At 70.8% G+C, this 17,882-nt stretch carries 16 protein-coding genes and 1 riboswitch; of the genes, 5 read left to right on the top strand and 11 right to left on the bottom strand.

From position 1 onward, the window contains the following. Positions 1 to 14 precede the first annotated feature (14 nt). From aat to trxB, 3 genes are all read right to left on the bottom strand, one after another. Entirely contained in the window at positions 15 to 752 is a 738-nt protein-coding gene (gene aat, locus NUG21_RS10370) for a leucyl/phenylalanyl-tRNA--protein transferase (RefSeq protein ID WP_263393010.1), read from the bottom strand. A gap of 22 nt (positions 753 to 774) precedes the next feature. Next, positions 775 to 1,899, bottom strand: a complete 1,125-nt coding sequence (locus NUG21_RS10365; protein ID WP_263393009.1) for a GNAT family N-acetyltransferase — start codon at positions 1,897 to 1,899, stop codon at positions 775 to 777. Between the two features lie 114 nt (positions 1,900 to 2,013). After that, positions 2,014 to 2,982, bottom strand: a complete 969-nt coding sequence (gene trxB / locus NUG21_RS10360) for a thioredoxin-disulfide reductase (protein WP_010341722.1) — start codon at positions 2,980 to 2,982, stop codon at positions 2,014 to 2,016. Positions 2,983 to 3,269: 287 nt separating this feature from the next. Between trxB and NUG21_RS10355 the strand changes: the two genes are divergently transcribed. The 3 genes from NUG21_RS10355 (at position 3,270) to lolA (ending at position 8,334) form a co-directional block, all read left to right on the top strand. Next, a complete protein-coding gene (locus NUG21_RS10355) occupies positions 3,270 to 5,627 on the top strand; it encodes a DNA translocase FtsK (protein WP_017909556.1) in 2,358 nt (785 codons plus the stop codon). A gap of 53 nt (positions 5,628 to 5,680) precedes the next feature. Continuing rightward, positions 5,681 to 7,621: a DUF3857 domain-containing transglutaminase family protein gene (locus NUG21_RS10350; protein ID WP_263393063.1), complete on the top strand. Its 1,941-nt coding sequence runs from the start codon at positions 5,681 to 5,683 to the stop codon at positions 7,619 to 7,621. Between the two features lie 86 nt (positions 7,622 to 7,707). Next, positions 7,708 to 8,334 carry an outer membrane lipoprotein periplasmic chaperone LolA gene (lolA, locus tag NUG21_RS10345; protein ID WP_010341718.1) on the top strand — a complete coding sequence of 209 codons (627 nt, stop codon included), beginning with the start codon at positions 7,708 to 7,710 and terminating at the stop codon, positions 8,332 to 8,334. Positions 8,335 to 8,380: 46 nt separating this feature from the next. Here lolA and dmeF read toward each other — a convergent pair whose 3' ends face one another. Beyond that, the gene (gene dmeF / locus NUG21_RS10340; protein WP_263393008.1) at positions 8,381 to 9,508 is read right to left on the bottom strand and encodes a CDF family Co(II)/Ni(II) efflux transporter DmeF; all 1,128 of its coding nucleotides are present in this window, start codon (positions 9,506 to 9,508) and stop codon (positions 8,381 to 8,383) included. A gap of 141 nt (positions 9,509 to 9,649) precedes the next feature. Here dmeF and NUG21_RS10335 point away from each other — a divergent pair, with 141 nt between their 5' ends. Beyond that, complete coding sequence (locus tag NUG21_RS10335; RefSeq protein ID WP_184502430.1) at positions 9,650 to 11,023, top strand: replication-associated recombination protein A; 1,374 nt, start codon at positions 9,650 to 9,652, stop codon at positions 11,021 to 11,023. Position 11,024: 1 nt separating this feature from the next. Then, positions 11,025 to 11,094: riboswitch (Fluoride riboswitch) on the top strand. A gap of 110 nt (positions 11,095 to 11,204) precedes the next feature. Continuing rightward, positions 11,205 to 11,624, top strand: coding sequence for a fluoride efflux transporter CrcB (gene crcB / locus NUG21_RS10330; RefSeq protein ID WP_263393007.1), 420 nt, complete (start codon positions 11,205 to 11,207; stop codon positions 11,622 to 11,624). Positions 11,625 to 11,670: 46 nt separating this feature from the next. Here the strand turns inward: crcB and NUG21_RS10325 are convergent, their stop codons facing one another. From NUG21_RS10325 to NUG21_RS10295, 7 genes are all read right to left on the bottom strand, one after another. After that, positions 11,671 to 12,003, bottom strand: a complete 333-nt coding sequence (locus NUG21_RS10325; protein ID WP_263393006.1) for a DUF3325 domain-containing protein — start codon at positions 12,001 to 12,003, stop codon at positions 11,671 to 11,673. Further along, the gene (locus NUG21_RS10320) at positions 12,000 to 13,616 is read right to left on the bottom strand and encodes a PepSY-associated TM helix domain-containing protein (RefSeq protein WP_263393005.1); all 1,617 of its coding nucleotides are present in this window, start codon (positions 13,614 to 13,616) and stop codon (positions 12,000 to 12,002) included. Before NUG21_RS10320 ends, NUG21_RS10325 begins: the two co-directional genes overlap by 4 nt. Beyond that, a complete protein-coding gene (locus NUG21_RS10315) occupies positions 13,613 to 13,888 on the bottom strand; it encodes a DUF3649 domain-containing protein (protein ID WP_160947216.1) in 276 nt (91 codons plus the stop codon). Before NUG21_RS10315 ends, NUG21_RS10320 begins: the two co-directional genes overlap by 4 nt. Before the next feature lie 339 nt (positions 13,889 to 14,227). Then, positions 14,228 to 14,878, bottom strand: coding sequence for a tetratricopeptide repeat protein (locus tag NUG21_RS10310; RefSeq protein WP_160947217.1), 651 nt, complete (start codon positions 14,876 to 14,878; stop codon positions 14,228 to 14,230). Then, the gene (locus NUG21_RS10305) at positions 14,875 to 15,351 is read right to left on the bottom strand and encodes a cytochrome c-type biogenesis protein (protein WP_160947218.1); all 477 of its coding nucleotides are present in this window, start codon (positions 15,349 to 15,351) and stop codon (positions 14,875 to 14,877) included. The genes NUG21_RS10310 and NUG21_RS10305 overlap by 4 nt, the downstream gene beginning before the upstream one ends. Next, the gene (locus NUG21_RS10300) at positions 15,348 to 15,890 is read right to left on the bottom strand and encodes a DsbE family thiol:disulfide interchange protein (RefSeq protein WP_263393004.1); all 543 of its coding nucleotides are present in this window, start codon (positions 15,888 to 15,890) and stop codon (positions 15,348 to 15,350) included. Before NUG21_RS10300 ends, NUG21_RS10305 begins: the two co-directional genes overlap by 4 nt. Beyond that, complete coding sequence (locus NUG21_RS10295) at positions 15,887 to 17,857, bottom strand: heme lyase CcmF/NrfE family subunit (protein WP_263393003.1); 1,971 nt, start codon at positions 17,855 to 17,857, stop codon at positions 15,887 to 15,889. The genes NUG21_RS10300 and NUG21_RS10295 overlap by 4 nt, the downstream gene beginning before the upstream one ends. Between the last annotated feature and the right edge of the window lie 25 nt (positions 17,858 to 17,882).

Here is a 17,882-nt window from a genome sequence, read left to right as displayed (position 1 = left end):
TGCGTTAATCCCGCTCAGCCCTGGGCCAGTTCCAGCGCCGCCAGCGACCCGAATCGCGACGTCCACGACCCGGTCTCGGCGGGCGCCGCCGCCAACGGGGCGATGGCCTCCAGGAAGCGGGTACGCGGCCAGCGCTCGGCGCCGAGGCTGAGCAGGTGGGCGTTCTCCACCTGCGCATCGATCAGCGGCCAGCCCCAGCCGTGCAGGCGCCGCGCCAGCGCCGCCAGCGCCACCTTGGAGCCGCCGCTGCGGGCGCTGAACATGCTCTCGCCGAAGAACATGTGCCCGCGCGTCACCCCATAGATGCCGCCGACCAGGTCGCTGCCGTCGAACACCTCCACCGAATGCGCGTGGCCGGCCTGGTGCAGGGCCAGGTAGGCCGCGCGCATCGGTGCGGTGATCCAGGTGCCGTCTTGGCCGCGGCGCGGGAGTTGCGCGCAGGCGTCGATGACCTGGGCGAAGGCGGTATCGGCGCGCACCGTCCACGGCGAGCGCCGCAGGCTGCGGCGGAAGCGCGAGGACAGGCGCACCCCGTCGCTGCGGAACACGGTGCGCGGGTCCGGGCTCCACCACAGGATCGGCTCGCCATCGGAATACCAGGGGAAGATGCCCTGCGCATAGGCCGCGAGCAGCCGGGTCGGCGACAGGTCGCCGCCGACCGCGAGCAGGCCGTCCGGTTCGCGCAGGGCGCTGGACGGCGGCGGGAACGGGGCGGCGGGATCGGCCGCGAGCAGGGCAGGGAGACGACGCATCGCCGGAAGCCTAGCCGATGCCTCAGGCGTCGTGGCGGAACGGCGAATGGCGCTGCAGCGCCGCCGCGTGCTGGCGGACCTCGGCACGCTCCTGCGCGCACCACTCGGCCAGGGGCGCGCGGAAGCCGGGGTCGGCAATCCAGTGGCGGCTGCGCACCAGCCGCGGCAGGAAGCCGCGGGCGATCTTGTGCTGGCCCTGCGCACCCGGCTCGAAGCGGGTCAGGCCCTCGCGCAGGCAATAGTCGATGCCCTGGTAGTAGCAGGTCTCGAAGTGCAGGCCGGGCAGGGGCTCGCCGCCCCAGTAGCGGCCGTACAAGGTGTCGCCGCCGCGCAGGCAGAACGCGCCGGCGACCGGCACACCTTCATGCATGGCCAGGAAGATCAGCAGGTTGCGCGGCATCGTTCGCGCAAGATGCGCGAAGAAGTCCAGGGTCAGCGCCGGCGAATTGCCGTAGTCATCGAAGGTGCGCAGGTAGAACCCGTACATCGCCTCCAGATCGGCAGCGCTGGCCTCGTCGCCGTGCAGTACGCGGAAGCCGACGCCAGCGCGCTGCACCTTGGCCCGCTCCTGGCGGATGTTCTTGCGGTGCTTGTGGTCCATCGCGCCCAGGTAGTCGTCGAAGCCAGCCCAGCCGGCCTCGTTGTGCCACTGGTACTGCACGTCGTTGCGCTCCAGCCAATCGGCGCCGAACGCGGCGTCCTCCTCGGCGCGGTGGAAGTTGACGTGGGCCGAGGACAGGCCGGTGCTTTCGGCGAGCGCCTGCATGGCCGCCAGCAACTCCTGTCGGGCGGCCGGGTCGCGCGCCAGCAGCCGCGGCCCGGTCACCGGCGAGTAGGGCACCGCGCACAGCCACTTGGGGAAGTAGTCCTGGCCGTAGCGCGCGTAGGCATGCGCCCAGGCGTGGTCGAACACGAATTCCCCGTGCGAGTTGCTTTTCAGGTACCCGGGCGCGGCCGCGACCAGCGTCTCGCCGTCCCAGACGCTGAGATGCAGCGGGCTCCAACCCCAGTCCGGGCGCAGGCAGCCGTGCTGCTCCAGGCCGGCCAGGAAGGCGTGGGCGACGAACGGATTGCGGCCGTCGTGCAGCGCGTCCCAGTCGGCGGCGGCGACGGTGTCGAGCCGGCGCAGCCAGCGGATCCGGCTCATCGCCCCGGCCGCCGCAGCAGAACGGCGACCCGACCGCCGGTTGCCTCGGCGCGCGCGCTTGCCGGCGCGCGGCGACTGCCGGCGCGAGGCCGGCAGCTCAGAACGTGCGCGGACTCAGGCACCCTTGTCCAGATAGCGCTCGGCGTCCAGCGCGGCCATGCAGCCGAAGCCGGCCGAGGTGATCGCCTGGCGGTAGTGCTGGTCGGCCACGTCGCCGGCGGCGAACACGCCCGGCACCGAGGTCTCGGTGGCGGCGCCGCCCAGGCCGGAGCGGATCTCCAGGTAGCCGTTGTGCATGGCCAACTGGCCATCGAACAGCTGGGTGTTCGGGTGATGGCCGATGGCGACGAAGAAGCCGTGCGCCTCCAGGTCGCGGGTGCTGCCGTCCTGCACCGACTTGACCCGCACGCCGGTGACGCCGGCCTCATTGCCCAGCACTTCGTCCACCTGGTGATGCCAGACGGTCTCGATCTTGCCGGCGGCGACCTTGGCGAACAGCTTGTCCTGCATGATCTTCTCCGCGCGCAAGGTGTCGCGGCGGTGCACCAGGTAGACCTTGCGGGCGATGTTGGACAGGTACAGCGCCTCTTCCACGGCGGTGTTGCCGCCGCCGACCACGACCACGTCCTGGTCCTTGTAGAAGAAGCCGTCGCAGGTGGCGCAGGCGGACACGCCGCGGCCCTTGAACGCCTCTTCCGAGGGAATGCCCAGGTACTTGGCGGTGGCGCCGGTGGCGATGATCAGCGCGTCGCAGGTGTAGTCGCCGCTGTCGCCGCTGAGCCGGAACGGGCGCTGCGACAGGTCGGCGGTGTGGATGTGGTCGAAGATCACCTCGGTCTCGAAGCGCTCGGCATGCGCCTGCATGCGCGCCATCAGGTCCGGGCCCATCAGGCCGTGCGGGTCGCCGGGCCAGTTGTCGACCTCGGTGGTGGTCATCAGCTGGCCGCCCTGCTGCAGGCCGGTGATCACCACGGGCTTGAGGTTGGCGCGCGCGGCGTAGACCGCGGCGGTCCAGCCGGCCGGGCCGGAACCCAGGATCAGCAGGCGGGAATGCTTGGCGGAATTGGCGGCAGAGGGGCTCATGTATACTCGCGAACAGGGTGAAATGGCGGCGGAAACGCGGCATTGCGCGGGGTCCGGCGAAGGCGCATAGAGTGGCGGCCGGCCTGGAACGAATCAAGCCGCGTGGCGGAAACGCTGCGGCCCGCCGCGACCGACGGCCTCCGCGGCACGCCAGTGCATGCTGCCAGCAGGCACCGCCGCGGCACAGCGGCGCGAGACCGGACGATTCAGGTAGCGCCTGCTGAAATGCAAGGGCGAGTCGTTTATTATCAATCACTAACGATGCATTTCTAAGGTTTGGTCATAGCGTGGCGAAGCAGGTTCCGGAACGCGGCAAATCCCAGGGCGCCAATGCGGCGGCACGCAAGCAGGGCGCCGCGCCCAACCCACGCCGGCAGAAGCTGTGGCGCGATCTGGCGCTGATCGCGATCGCGCCGCTGTTGCTGTACCTGCTGGCCAGCCTGGCCACGTATTCGGCCACCGATCCGGGCTGGTCGCATACCGGCAGCGTGGTCGCGCCGGTGCACAACATGGGCGGCAAGTTCGGCGCCTGGATCGCCGACGTGCTGCTGCAACTGTTCGGCTACGTGGCCTTCCTGCTGCCGGTGGTGATCGGCGCGATCTCCTGGATCGCGCTGTTCGGCATGGACCAGGACGGCGACGGCGAGGCCGACCTCGGCCCGGCGCTGCGCCTGGTCGGCATCGTCGGCTTCCTGATCGCCGCCACCGGGCTGCTGCACCTGCGCCTGTTCGCCGGCGACGTGGCCGGCGCCGGCGGCATCCTCGGCAAGCTGGTCGGCAATTCGCTGGGCGCCGGCTTCGGCGCGCTCGGCGCCAACCTGTTCGTGCTGGTGCTGCTGCTGGTGTCGGTGACCCTGGCCACCGGGCTGTCCTGGTTCGCGGTGATGGAGCGCATCGGCAAGGCGGTGATGACCCTGCCGGCGCTGGCCCGACGCGGCACCCAGCAGGCCAACGAATGGCAGCAGACCCGCGCCATGCGCGAGGAACGCGAGGAAGTGCGCAAGGTCGACGCGGTGCAGCGCGCCAAGCGCGAGCCGGTCAAGATCGAGCCGCCGCCGGCGCCGGTGGTGGAGAAGAGCGAGCGCGCCAAGCGCGAGCAGCAGATCCCGCTGTTCCACGGCACCGGCAGCGACCCGTCCGGGGTGCCGCCGCTGGCGCTGCTGGACGACCCCAAGCCGCAGGCCAAGGGCTATTCCGAGGAGACCCTGGAAACCCTGTCGCGGCAGATCGAGTTCAAGCTCAAGGACTTCCGCATCGAGGCGCAGGTGGTCGGCGCCTATCCCGGTCCGGTCATCACCCGCTTCGAGATCGAGCCGGCGCCGGGCATCAAGGTCAGCCAGATCAGCTCGCTGGACAAGGACATCGCCCGCGGCCTGTCGGTGAAGTCGGTGCGCGTGGTCGACGTGATCCCGGGCAAGTCGGTGATCGGCCTGGAAATCCCCAACGTCAGCCGCGAGATGATCTATCTCAGCGAGCTGCTGCGCTCCAAGGAATACGACAAGTCGGCCAGCCCGCTGACCCTGGCCCTGGGCAAGGACATCGCCGGGCGTCCGACCGTGGCCGATCTGGCGCGCATGCCGCACCTGCTGGTCGCCGGTACCACCGGCTCGGGCAAGTCGGTGGCGGTCAACGCAATGGTGCTGAGCCTGCTGTACAAGGCCTCGGCCAAGGACCTGCGGATGCTGATGATCGACCCGAAGATGCTCGAACTGAGCGTCTACCAGGGCATCCCGCATCTGCTGGCGCCGGTGGTCACCGACATGAAGGAGGCCGCCAACGGCCTGCGCTGGTGCGTGGCGGAGATGGAGCGCCGCTACAAGCTGATGAGCGCGGTCGGCGTGCGCAACCTGGCCGGCTTCAACAAGAAGGTCAAGGACGCGCAGGACGCCGGGCAGCCGCTGATGGACCCGCTGTTCAAGCCCAACCCGGACCTGGCCGAGGCGCCGCGGCCGCTGGACACGCTGCCGTTCATCGTCATCTTCATCGACGAATTCGCCGACATGATGATGATCGTCGGCAAGAAGGTCGAAGAACTGATCGCGCGCCTGGCGCAGAAGGCCCGTGCCGCCGGCATCCACCTGATCCTGGCCACCCAGCGCCCCTCGGTGGACGTGATCACCGGCCTGATCAAGGCCAACATCCCGACCCGCATCGCCTTCCAGGTCAGTTCCAAGATCGACTCGCGCACCATCCTCGACCAGTCCGGCGCCGAGACCCTGCTGGGCCACGGCGACATGCTGTACCTGCCGCCGGGCACGGCGATGCCGGACCGCGTGCACGGCGCCTTCGTCAGCGACGAAGAAGTGCACCGCGTGGTGGAGCACCTCAAGGCCAGCGGCCCTGCCGACTACATCGAGGGCGTGCTCGACGAGGTGCAGACCATGGGCGACGGCACCGTGATCGGCGCCACCGGCCTGCCCGAAGCCGGCGGCGGTGGCGGCGACGAGTCCGACCCGCTGTACGACGAGGCCCTGCGCATCGTCACCGAGACCCGCCGCGCCTCGATTTCCGGCGTGCAGCGGCGGCTGAAGATCGGCTACAACCGTGCCGCGCGGCTGATCGAGGCGATGGAAGCCGCCGGCGTGGTCAGCCCGCCCGAACACAACGGCGACCGCAGCGTGCTGGCGCCGCCGCCGCCGAAGTGAGCCGCACCGCGCCCTCGGCCGGCCATGGCCGGCGCCTGCGTGGACCGGCGCCACTGCGCGCGGTGGGATGGTTGCTCGGCTCGTCGCTGCTGGCGCTGGCCGGCCTCGCCACGGCGCAACCGGCGCCGACCGCGGAGCGCGACACCGACCAGCCGGCCACGACCGCACCGGTGGTCAGCAACAACTACAGCTACGTGCGCTACCGCGCCGACTACGAGGTGCGCGAGGACGCCACCAGCGTGGAGACCGACGAGGTCGAACTGCTGCTCAAGACCAAGGCCGGCGTCGACCAGTTCAGCCAGGTGCGCCTGAGCTACAGCGAGAAGCTGGAGACGCTGGAGGTGCTGTCCGCCTACACGCTGACCCCGGACGGGCTGCGCCACGACGTGCCGGCCGACAAGATCTACACCCAGGAGAGCTATTCCAGCGCGGCGGCGGCGATGTACGCCGACCGCAAGGTCAAGGTGGTGGTGTTTCCCAACCTGATGCCCGGCGCGCGCCTGGTGTACCGGGTGCGCCGTACCCAGAACGTGCCGTACTTCCCCGGCTACTTCAGCCTGTGGGAGACCTTCAGCGTGTTCTCCCAGTACGACGACGCCACGGTGACCCTGGTGGCGCCGCGGCGCTTGCAGATGCACCTGTACACGCGCGGCGTGCAGGGCAGCAACACGCCGCAGATCGACGGCGAGCAGGCGCGCTGGCAGTGGCACTACAGCCGCCGCGAGCCGATGAAGAGCCAGAACTGGTCGGCGGCGACCTGGGAATTCAGCCCGACCATCATGGCCAGCAGCTTCCGCCGCTGGGCGCAGATGGCCCAGGCCTACCAGAACAGCAGCGCCGCCGCCGCGCAGGTCACGCCCAAGGTGCGCGCCCGCGCCGAACAGATCACCGCCGGCATCAGCGATCGCCGCGCGCAGGCCGCGGCGCTGTACGAATGGGTGGCGCGCAACATCCGCTACGTGGCGGTGTACCTGGGCAACGGCGGGCTGCAGCCGAACAGCGCCGACAGCATCCTCGACAACCACTACGGCGACTGCAAGGACCACACCGTGGTGCTGGAAGCGCTGCTGGCGGCCAAGGGCATCGCCAGCACGCCGGTGTTGATCGGCGCGCAGGGCGGGCCGACCCTGCCGGAGGTGCCGGTACTGGGCCGGTTCAACCACGCCATCACCTATCTGCCCGAGTTCAAGCTGTACGTGGACTCCACCAGCCCGTACGCGCGCTTCGGCCAGTTGCCGGCCGGCGACCTCGGCGCGCCGGTGCTGCACACCGCCGACGGCACCCTGGCGCGCACGCCGCCGGACGACGCCAAGCGCAACCGCTACCTGGTCGAGACCGACTATCGCTTCGCCGCCGACGGCAGCCTGAGCGGCATCACCCGCCTGGACAGCGGCGATGTCGGCGAGGTCGGCCTGCGCACGATGTTCGTGCAGCTCAACGCGCAGAACCGCACCCGCATCGAGGAATCGATCCTCGCCGCCTCCGGCTTCGACGGCAGCGGCGAGTTGCTGCTGCAGGGCGCGCCGCAGGATCTGCGCCGGCCGTTCGGCTACGCCTACCGCTTCCGCGCGCACGACTACGTGGACTTCGGCGTGGTCGGCGGCATGAGCCTGCCGCTGATGCCCGGCGCCGATTCGGTGCGCGGGGTCTACAGCACCGCCTCGGCCGAGCGCAATCTGACCCCGTTCTACTGCAACGACAACGCACGCAGCGAGACCTACCGGCTGACCTTCCCCGACAGCGTGCCGATCATCGCGATTCCGGCCGACACCCATTTCCGCAATGCCGCCGGCGAATACGCTGCGACCTGGGTGCGCGACGGGCAGACCGTCACCGCCACGCACACGCTGCACCGGCGCGCGATCCACGGCCCGGCGGCGCTGTGCCAGCCGCAGGATTACGCCGCCTTCCGCGAGCTGTACCAGCAGGTGCGGCGCGGCTTCCGCGGGCAGATCCTGTACGGCGACCTGAGCCGGATGCAGACCGGGCCGTAGCCCTGGCTCGGCCGCGACATCACTCTGATCGCCTATTCAGGCGTGCCGCGTCACACTTCCCACACTCCATCCGGAAATCCATCCGCATGCTTCGCACACTTCGCTACACCGTCCTCGCCACCGCGCTGCTGGCCGGCTCCGCCTTCGCCGGCGCCCGCGAGGACCTCACTGCCTTCACCCGCGGGCTGAAGGGCCTGGACGGCCAGTTCGCGCAGAAGGTCTACGACGGCAAGGGCACGCTGAAGGAAAGCTCCAGCGGCCGCGTCGCCCTGTCGGCGCCGCGCCTGTTCCGCTGGGAGTACCGCAAGCCCTATACCCAGCTGATCGTCGCCGACGGCAGCAAGGTCTGGGTGTACGACCCGGACCTGAAGCAGGCCACGGTGCGCGCGCAGGGCAGCGAGGAACAGAACAGCCCGCTGACCGCGCTGATCGATCCGGGCAAGCTCGACCGCCAGTACGACGTCAGCGAGGAAGCGGTGGCCCGCGACGGGCTGCAGTGGCTGACCATGACGCCGAAGGTGGACACCGAGGCCAGCTTCCAGATGGCCAAGCTCGGCTTCGACCGCAACGGCCTGGCGCGCATGGAAGTGGTCGACCCGGTCGGCCAGCGCACCGAGATCAGCTTCAGCGACTGGAAGCGCAATCCGGCCTTCGCCACCGGCACCTTCCGCTACGTCCCGGACAAGGACGTGGACGTGGTCGGCGACCGCTGAGCCGGCTGCTGCCGCGCGCCGTCTCGGTGCGCGGCGGTCTTCCCGGTCATTCCGGGCAGGTCTGCACTTCGATGCTGACGTGGCCCAGGGTGGCCACGCCCTGCAGGCGCGCGTGGTAGAACGCCGCCGGCCGCGGCCGGTGGGTCACCAGCGACACGATCGCCGCGTGCTGGCCGGGGCCGACCCGCCACACGTGCAGGTCGGCGATGCGCTCGTCGTCCTGCTGCAGGCGGTCGCGAATCTGCGCCTGCAGTGCCGCCGGCGCCGAGGCGTCGAGCAGCACCGCGCCGGTGTCGCGCAGCAGCGCCAGCGACCAGCGTGCGATGACGATGGCGCCGACGATGCCCATCAACGCATCGGTCCAGGTCCAGCCCAGGTACTTGGCCAGCAGCAGGGCGACGATCGCCATCACCGAGGTCAGCGCGTCGGCCAGCACGTGCATGTAGGCCGAGCGCAGGTTGTGGTCGGCGTGCGCGTGGCGGTCGTGGCTGGCGGCCTGCGCGGTCGCGACGTGGGCGTGTGCGTGCCCGTGGTGATCGTGCGGGGGGTGATGGTCGTGACCGTGCGCGTGATCGTGGTCATGCCCAGCGTGGTGCGCGTGCGCATGGTCGTCATGCCGGTGCCTGGCATGGGCATGGCCGTGTTCGTGATGATGGCCGTGACTATGGCCATGCCCATGCCCGTGCCCGTGCCCATGCCCGTGATCATGATGGTGGTCGGCGCCCAGCATCCAGGCGCTGAGCAGGTTCACCAGCAGGCCCAGCGCCGCGATCCACAGGGCCTCGTCGTAGGCGATATGGACCGGCTGCGCCAGGCGCAGCGCCGACTCCACGCCGATGCCCAGCGCGATCAGCGCCAGGATCAGCGCGCTGGAAAAGCCCGCCAGGTCGCCGACCTTGCCGGTGCCGAAGGTGAAACGCGGATTGTGCCGGTGCCGCCGCGCGAACCAGTAGGCGAAGCCGGCCAGCGACAGCGCGCCGGCGTGGGTGGCCATGTGCAGACCGTCGGCCAGCAGCGCCATCGAGCCGGTCCACCAGCCGGCGACGATCTCCACGAGCATCATCGCGGCGGTCAGCGCCACCACCGACCAGGTGCGGCGCGCATTGCGCTCGTGGCGCGTGCCGAGGAAATCGTGCTGATGGGTGAACGCATCCAGGGTGTCGTGGTGGCTCATGGCAGGGGCGGCCGGGCAGGGGAGGCGTCGCGATTCTAGCGCTCGCGTTGGCGCCACGCGGGCCTGCGGCGCCAGGCACACCGCGGCCGGGCTGCATGCTGGAGGCAAGGCGTGCACGGGCCGCGGCGATAGAATGGGCGCATGGCCAAACGCAGACCCTTCGCTTCCGACACCCCCGATCTGCTGAGCGTCGACCGCGAGGCCATGCGCCCGCTGGCCGAGCGCATGCGCCCGCGCACGCTGGACGAGATGGTTGGGCAGAAGCGCCTGCTCGCGCCGACCAGCGCACTGCGCCGCGCGGTCGCCGCCGGTCGCGTGCATTCGATGATCCTGTGGGGGCCGCCCGGCTGCGGCAAGACCACCCTGGCATTGCTGCTGGCGCAATACGCCGAGGCCGAGTTCAAGGCGATCTCGGCGGTGCTGTCCGGCCTGCCGGAGGTGCGGCTGGTGCTGGCCGAGGCCGCGCAACGTTTCGCCGACGGGCGCCGCACGGTGCTGTTCGTCGACGAGGTGCACCGCTTCAACAAGGCGCAGCAGGACGCGTTCCTGCCGCACATCGAGCGCGGCACCATCCTGTTCGTCGGCGCCACCACCGAGAATCCCTCGTTCGAGCTGAATTCGGCGCTGCTGTCGCGCTGCCGCGTGCACGTGCTGGAGGCGGTGTCGCCGCAGGACATCGCCGAGGCGCTGCAGCGGGCGCTGCACGATCCCGAGCGCGGGCTCGGCGCCGAGCCGTTGCGCGTGTCCGACGCGGCGCTGCTGGAGATCGCCGGCGCCGCCGATGGCGACGTGCGGCGTGCGCTGACCCTGCTGGAGATCGCCGCCGAACTGGCCCAGGACGAGGGCGGCGAGATCACCGCGCAGACCCTGCAGCAGGTGCTGGCCGACCGCACCCGCCGCTTCGACAAGGGCGGCGAGCAGTTCTACGACCAGATCTCGGCGCTGCACAAGTCGGTGCGCAGCTCCAATCCCGACGCGGCGCTGTACTGGCTCACGCGCATGCTCGATGGCGGCTGCGACCCGGCCTACCTGGCGCGGCGGCTGACCCGCATGGCGATCGAGGACATCGGCCTGGCCGATCCGCGCGCGCAGTCGATGGCGCTGGAAGCCTGGGACATCTACGAGCGCCTGGGCAGTCCCGAAGGCGAACTGGCCTTCGCGCAACTGGTGCTGTACCTGGCCAGCACCGCCAAGTCCAACGCCGGCTATGCCGCGTTCAACCAGGCCAAGGCCGAAGTGCGCGAGACCGGCACCCAGGAGGTGCCGCTGCACTTGCGCAACGCGCCGACCAAGCTGATGAAGACCCTGGGCTATGGCGCCGACTACCAGTACGACCACGATGCCGAGGGCGGCATCGCCCTGGACCAGACCGGCTTTCCCGATGCGATGGGCGAGCGGGTCTACTACCGGCCGGTGGAACGCGGCCTGGAGATCAAGCTCAAGGACAAGCTCGACCGCCTGCGCGCCGCGCGCGAACAGGCGCGGGCTGACAAGGCCGGGCGATCGACCGCATAATCGGCGCACAGGAGATGGCATTCCTCCTCGAACCGCCCGCAGCACTGCGCGCTGATGATGCCTGCCCAACCCCCGCCGGGGTGGCAGGTCCGCGCCCCGGCATCGTCCTTGTGGAGAATCCGATGCCCGTTCTTTCTGGTTTTTCTGCTGCCGCTCCGGCGTTCGTCTCGCGGAGGCGCGCATGAACCTGACCCTGTGGTGGCAGCAACTGCTGCTGGCGATGGCCGGCGGCGCGGTCGGCTCCGGTCTGCGCTTCGCGGTCGGCAGCGCGCTGCTGCAACGCTACGGCGCCGGTTTCCCGTGGGGCACGCTGGCGGTGAACCTGGTCGGCGCCTTCGTCGGCGGCTTCCTGCTGGTGTGGGTCGAAGGCCGCGGCGCCAGCGCGCCGTACTGGCGGGCGCTGCTGATCGTCGGCCTGGTCGGCGGACTGACCACGTTCTCCTCGCTGATGATGGAAAGCATGGTGTTCGTGCGCAACGGCCGCCTCGGCATGGTCCCGCTGTACCTGGCGATCACCCTGGCGGCAGGGCTGGTGCTGGTGTTCGCCGGCGCGCGCACCGCCGCGGAACTGCGGGCGCCGACGGTGGCCGCCGATCGCTGAGTAAGGCGGGCCTAGGGCCGGCCGGAGAAGTGGTGGCAGGCCCGCCCTAGGCCAATAGGGCGGCGCCCACGCCCAGCGGCGGCGCCAGCAGCGCCAGCGGCACGATCAGCCGTGGCCGGTACGGCAGCAGGCCCAGGGTCAGCAGCGCCGCACTGGCGCTGAGCGAGCCCACCCACAGCACTGGGCCGATACCCCAGCCGCGCGCGGCGACGCAGCAGGCGAATGCCGCGCCCAGCAGCAGCCAGCCGGCGGCCTGCAGTTGTCGCATCCGCGGCGCCGACGCGCGATGTGCGCCATACAGTTCGAGCTGGTGCTTCTCCATGCCCAGGCACAGCGCAACGAAGCCGGAGAAGGCCAGGCACAGGCCGAGCGCGGTCATGCGCCCTCCGTGGCCAGCACCGGCTTGCCCGATCCGCCGCGCTCCCGGGCGCGGCGTTCGGCCGCCGATAGCGGCGGTTGCCAACGCTGCATGCGTCGCGCAGCCAATGCCAGGGCCAGGCCGAGGAACAGGCAGACCAGATCGAATCCGGCCAGCGCCCAGTCGCCCGCCAGCAGGCTCACGCCCAGGTGCGCGTCGGTGGTGACGGCGTTGAGCAGCGGCAGCAAGCCGAACAACGCCGCCCCCGCATACAGTTGCCAGACCCACATCGCCCGTTTCGGCCACACCTGCGCAGCGAGCAGGGCCGCGGCCCAGGCCAGGAAGAACACCGCCGCTTCGCGCTCCGGGCGTGCCTCCAGGTGCAGCGGCAGCAGCCGGTTGCCCCAGAAATAGGCGGCGAAGGCGATCGGCAGCCCGGCCACGGTGCCGATGTTGAGCGCGTCGACCAGGCGCAGGCCCAGGCCGATGCGTCCGGCCTTGGCGTGCTTGGGCCGCTCCTTGACCGCCCACAGGATCGCGCCGCTGGCCACCATCAGGCAGCCGAGCAGGCCGCAGCCGAAGAACAGCCAGCGCAGCCAGGGGCCGGCGAAGTGCGCCAGGTGCAGGCCGTACAGGGTGCTGCGGGTTTCCGCGGCGGCGCCCAGCTCACCGCTGCGGCCGAGGATCTGGCCGCTGCCCGCGTCCAGCAGCAATGATGGCGTGGTGTAACCCAGGCGCTGGCCGTCGCCCTGGCGGATCTGGATGGCCGCGGCCGCGTCGCCGGCGTTGTACACGGTGAAGCCGGCGATCGGCGCCTGCGCGCCCCATTCGCGGCGCGCCACGTCCAGCAGTTGCGCGATCGGCAGCATGCGCCCGGGCGTGCCGCTGGCCTCGCGCAGGTTCTGCGGTTCCTGGAATGCCTCGGCGTAGAACGCCTGCTCGGCGTCGGGGTAGGCGGTCTTGATGCCCCAGGGCAGGTACATCAGCATCAGCGTGACCAGCCCGGTGTAGGTGATCATCGCGTGGTAGGGCAGGGCGAGCACCGCGCTGGCATTGTGGAAGTCCAGCCACGAGCGCTGGCCCTTGGCCGGACGGAAGGTGAAGAAGTCCTTGAAGATCTTCTTGTGGGTGATCACGCCGCTGATGATCGCCACCAGCATGAACATCGCGCAGAAGCCGACGATGTAGCGCGCCCACAGCGCCGGGATGTAGTGCAGGTCGAAGTGCAGGCGGTAGAAGAAGTCGCCGCCGCGGGTGTCGCGGGTCTGGCTGGCCTCGCCGCTGACCGGGTCGAGCAGGGCGTTGCCGAACATCTCCTTGCGGCTCTGGCGGGCGCCGTCGGCCGGCGGCGGATTGCGCCAGAACAGGTCGGTGAACGGCGCGCGCGGATTGGCCAGCGACACGAACCACTGCGGCGACTGCGGCGCCTCGCGCTGCAGCAGCGCCACCGCGCGTGCGGCGACCACGTCGGTGCTCGGTTGTGCGGCCGGCAGCTCCGGACGCATCCAGCGGCTGATCTCGTTGCGGAAATAGCTGGCGGTGCCGGCCATGAAGATCAGCAGCAGCACCCAGGACACCAGCAGGCCGCTCCAGGTGTGCAGCCAGGCCATCGATTGGCGGAATCCCTGCTTCATGGCGCGTGCTGCTGCAGCCAGGCGATAGCCAGCGCCATCGGCGCCAGCAGCGCCGCGATGCCCAGCCAGGCACGCCCGGCGCTGTGCGCGGCGAACGCCCACAGCGCGGTGCAGGCGCAGACCAGGATGCCCAGCATCATCCCGCTCAATACCGCCTGCGCGCGCACCGAGGGCCACAGCAGCGGCAGCAGCACCGCGGTGGCCGCGGCCAGCGCATAGCCGCCGACGATCGCGGCCAGGGTGCGCGCCAGCACGCCCAACCACGGTGGCAAGGAGCGGCGCCGCGGCGTCGCCGGGGCGTCAGGGGCGTGGAGCGAGGAGGAAGAAGCAGACATGCAGGCCCGTAGGGAGGAAGCACCGGCTGGGCAGCGGAGGACAGCGCGTGGCGGCGGTGGGTGAGATGTCAGTTAATGATACGCATTCCTATCTTTGGCGCAAATGCGGGGAGATGAACCGGGCGCTGGTGTAGTTGGCGCTGCCGCCACGCTGGGCTGCGTCATGGCATGTTCCGCGATCCCTTCATGCAAGCCGTCGCTGCGGACACGCTGAAACGCATGCTCGAGCAGGCTCTTTGAACAACTCGCGTCGCCGCCGCGATGGCTGCGACCGCGTCAGCGCGGCGCTGCGTTCCCCGGCGAGCCATTGGCCGCCATCGCCTCAGCCGTGGTGATCTTCTGCGTCACCGCCTCGCGCAGCGGCGACGCGGCGGGCAGCAGGGTCAGCAGGTGGCGCCAGTCGTCGGCCGCGTCGGCATAGCGCTGCCGCTGGAAGGCGGCGATGCCGCGCATCCACAGCGCCCGCTGGTTGTCCGGTTGCTGCGCCAGCACTCGGCCGAGCATGGCGCGTGCGGGGTTGCCCACGGCGAGATCGGCGCGTTGCGCGATGTCGGTCTCGGCCCAGCCGAGCAGGGCCTCGACGTTGTCCGGGGCGATCCGCAGGGCCTGCGCATAGGCTTGCTGCGCGTCGTGCGGGCGCTGCGCCTGTTGCGCGTCCCAGGCCTGCTGCAGCCAGCCTTGCAGCCGTTGCGCGGTCTGCTCCGGTGCAGCCGGTGGCAGCGGTTGCAGGGGGACGCCGGCCAGGGCCGTCGGCGTGCCGATGCGCCAGTACAGGCTGGCGCCGAGCAGCGGCAGCAGCACCGCCAGCAGCAGGGCGATGCCGCGTTGCGGACGCGCGCCGGGACGCTGGGCGAGCAGGGGGCGCAGCACGGCGAACAGGGCGATGCCGAGCATCGCCGCGGCGGTGAGGAGGAAGCCCAGCGTCACCAGGCATCCTCCGCGTCAGGCTCCACTGCCGCGGTGCCGATGGCGCGACGGCGCTGGCGCAGCGTCGCCACGACCATGCCGGCGCCACCCAGCAGCAACAGCGCCGGCCCGAACCACAGCAGCCAGGTACCCGGCGCCAGCGGCGGGTCGTACAGCACGAAGGCCGAGTAGCGATCGACCATGTACTGCTTGATCTGCGCATCGCTGCGCCCGGCCTGGAGTTGCGCGAATACCTGGTGGCGCAGGTCGCGCGCCAGGGTCGCGTCGGAATCGGCCAGGTTCTCGTTCTGGCAGACCAGGCAGCGCAGTTGCGCGGTCAGGTGCTGGAAGCGCTGCTCCTGCGCGCGGTCCTTGAACGGCAGCGGGTCCACCGCCTGGGCCAGCCCCGGCACTGCACCGCCCAGCAGCCACAGCAGCACCAGCAGCCGCCACCACGGCGTACGCCGGCGCGTCCGTGCGATGGGAGTGCTCATCGCCGTGCTCCATCGAGCGCCGCGATCGCCGGGCGTAGCTCGTCGGCGAGCACCTGCGGCGTCAGCACGCCGACATGCTTGTAGCGGACCACGCCGTCGGCATCGATCAGGAAGGTTTCCGGCGCGCCATACACGCCCAGGTCGATCGCACGCTGGCCATCGGCATCTACCAGCACCAGCGCGTACGGATTGCCGCGCTGCGCCAGCCAGGCGGCGGTGTCGTGCGGATCGTCGCGGTAGGCGTAGCCGACCAGGGACACGCCCAGTTGCCGGGCCTGCGCCATCAGCAGCGGATGCTCCTCGCTGCAGGCCATGCACCAGCTGGCGAACACGTTGAGCAGATACGGGCGGCCGCGCAGCGCCTGGCTGCCGCTGCGCAGGTCGGGGCGGTCCAGGCGCGGCAGCGCGAACGCCGGCACCGGCTTGCCCAGCAGCGGCGAGGGTACGTCGCGCGGGTCGTGGTTACGGCTCCACCACAGGCCGAACCCGAACAACGCGGCCAGCAACAGGAAACCGGCCAGCGGCAGCAGCCGGCTCATGGTGCGGCGCCCGCGAGCGCCGCCGGCGTGACGGCGCTGTCCGCGGTCGGCTGTGCACGCAAGCGGCGCGCGCCGGCGCTGACGAAACCGCCGAGCATCATCAGCAGGCCGCCGGCCCAGATCCAGCGGATGAACGGCTTGTCGTACAGGCGCAGGGTCCAGCCGTATTCGATGTGCTGGTCGTCGACCGGCTCGCCCAGCGCGACGTACAGGTCGCGCAGCACGCCGGCATCGATCGCCGCCTCGGTCTGGATGCGCTCGCTGCTGTACAGGCGCTTCTGCGGATGCAGCACCGCCACGACGGCGCCGTCGCGCAGCACGGTCACGGTGCCTTGCTCGGCCTTCCAGTTGGGGCCGTCGACCAGGCGCACGCCATCGAAGCGAAACGCATGGGCGCCGATTTGCGCGCTCTGGCCAGGATCCAGGCGCACGTCGCGTTCCACCGACAGGCTTTCCGACAGCAGCACGCCGGCCACGAACACCGCCACCCCGGCATGCGCCAGCAGCATGCCGGCCAGTTCGGCAGGGAAGCGGCGGCCGCGCGGCGCGCTGCGCCAGCGGGTCAGCGCATACAGCGCGGTGCCGACGCCGACCCAGGCCGCGGCCGCCACCCCGGCCACCGCACGCAGCGTGCCCGCGCTCAGCAGCCATGCCAGGAGCGCGCAGGCCAGTGCGGCCAGCCCGGCGCGCGCGGCCACCGCGCGCAGTGCACTGGGCTCGGTGCGACCCCAGCGCAGATAGGGACCGAACGGCAACAGCAGCACCACCGGCAGCATCAGCAGCGGGAACAGCAGGCCGAAGTAGGGCGGACCGACCGAGAGCTTGCCCAGCCGCAGCGCATCGCCGAGCAGCGGGAACAGCGTGCCCAGCAGCACCATCGCCGCGGCCACGCTGAGCATCAGGTTGCCGACCAGGATCGCGGTCTCCCGCGACAACGCAGCGAACGGCTTGCCCGCGGCCAGGCGCGGCGCGCGCAGCGCATACAGCAGCAACGAGCCGCCGACCACCAGCACCAGGAAGCCGAGGATGTACAGGCCGCGGCGCGGATCGGCGGCGAAGGCGTGCACCGAGGTCAGCACGCCGGAGCGCACCAGGAAGGTGCCCAGCAACGACAGCGAGAACGCCAGGATCGACAGCAGCAGGGTCCAGGCGCCGAGTGCGCCGCGTTTCTCGGTGACCGCCTGGGTGTGGATCAGCGCCGCGCCGACCAGCCACGGCATGAAGCTGGCGTTTTCCACCGGATCCCAGAACCACCAGCCGCCCCAGCCCAGTTCGGCGTAGGCCCACCAGCTGCCGGCGACGATGCCGGCGCTGAGGAAGCCCCAGGCGACGTTGGTCCACGGCCGCGCCCAGCGCACCCAGGCCTGCTGCTGCTCGCCACCGAGCAGGGCGGCGATCGCGAAGGCGAACGCCACCGAGAAGCCGACGTAGCCGGTGTACAGCACCGGCGGATGCAGCACCATGCCCGGGTCCTGCAGCACCGGATTGAGCTCGCTGCCGTCGCGCGGCATCGGCGACAGCCGCGCGAACGGATTGGAGGTGAACAGCACGAACGCCAGGAAGCCGCTGGCGATCAGCCCGAGCACGCCGAGCACGCGTGCGGCGAAGACCTCGGGCAGATGCCGGCCGCTGCGCGCCAGCGCCACCGTCCACAGGTTGAGGATGGCGATCCACAGCAGCAGCGAGCCTTCGTGCGCGCCCCACACCGCGGCCAGCCGGTAGTACCAGGGCTGCGTCAGGTTGGCGTTGGCGGCCACGTAGCGCACCGAGAAATCCAACTGCAGCAACACGTAGGCGAGCAGGGCGAAGGCCAGCCAGGCGAAGCCGGCCTGGGCGTAGGCGGCCGGCCGCGCCACCGCCATCCAGGCGCGCTGGCCGCGCCAGGCGCCGAGCAGCGGCAGCACGCCCTGCACCAGCGCCAGCAGCAAGGCCAGGATCAGCGCGCACTGGCCGAGTTCGGCGCTCATGTCGACACGCTCGCGGCGCTGCGGA

The sequence above is a fragment of the Xanthomonas sp. CFBP 8445 genome, from assembly GCF_025666235.1.
GTDB lineage: Bacteria > Pseudomonadota > Gammaproteobacteria > Xanthomonadales > Xanthomonadaceae > Xanthomonas_A > Xanthomonas_A indica.
The sequence above is the reverse complement of the archived record's forward strand: the minus strand, read 5'-3'. Positions and strand labels throughout refer to the sequence as shown.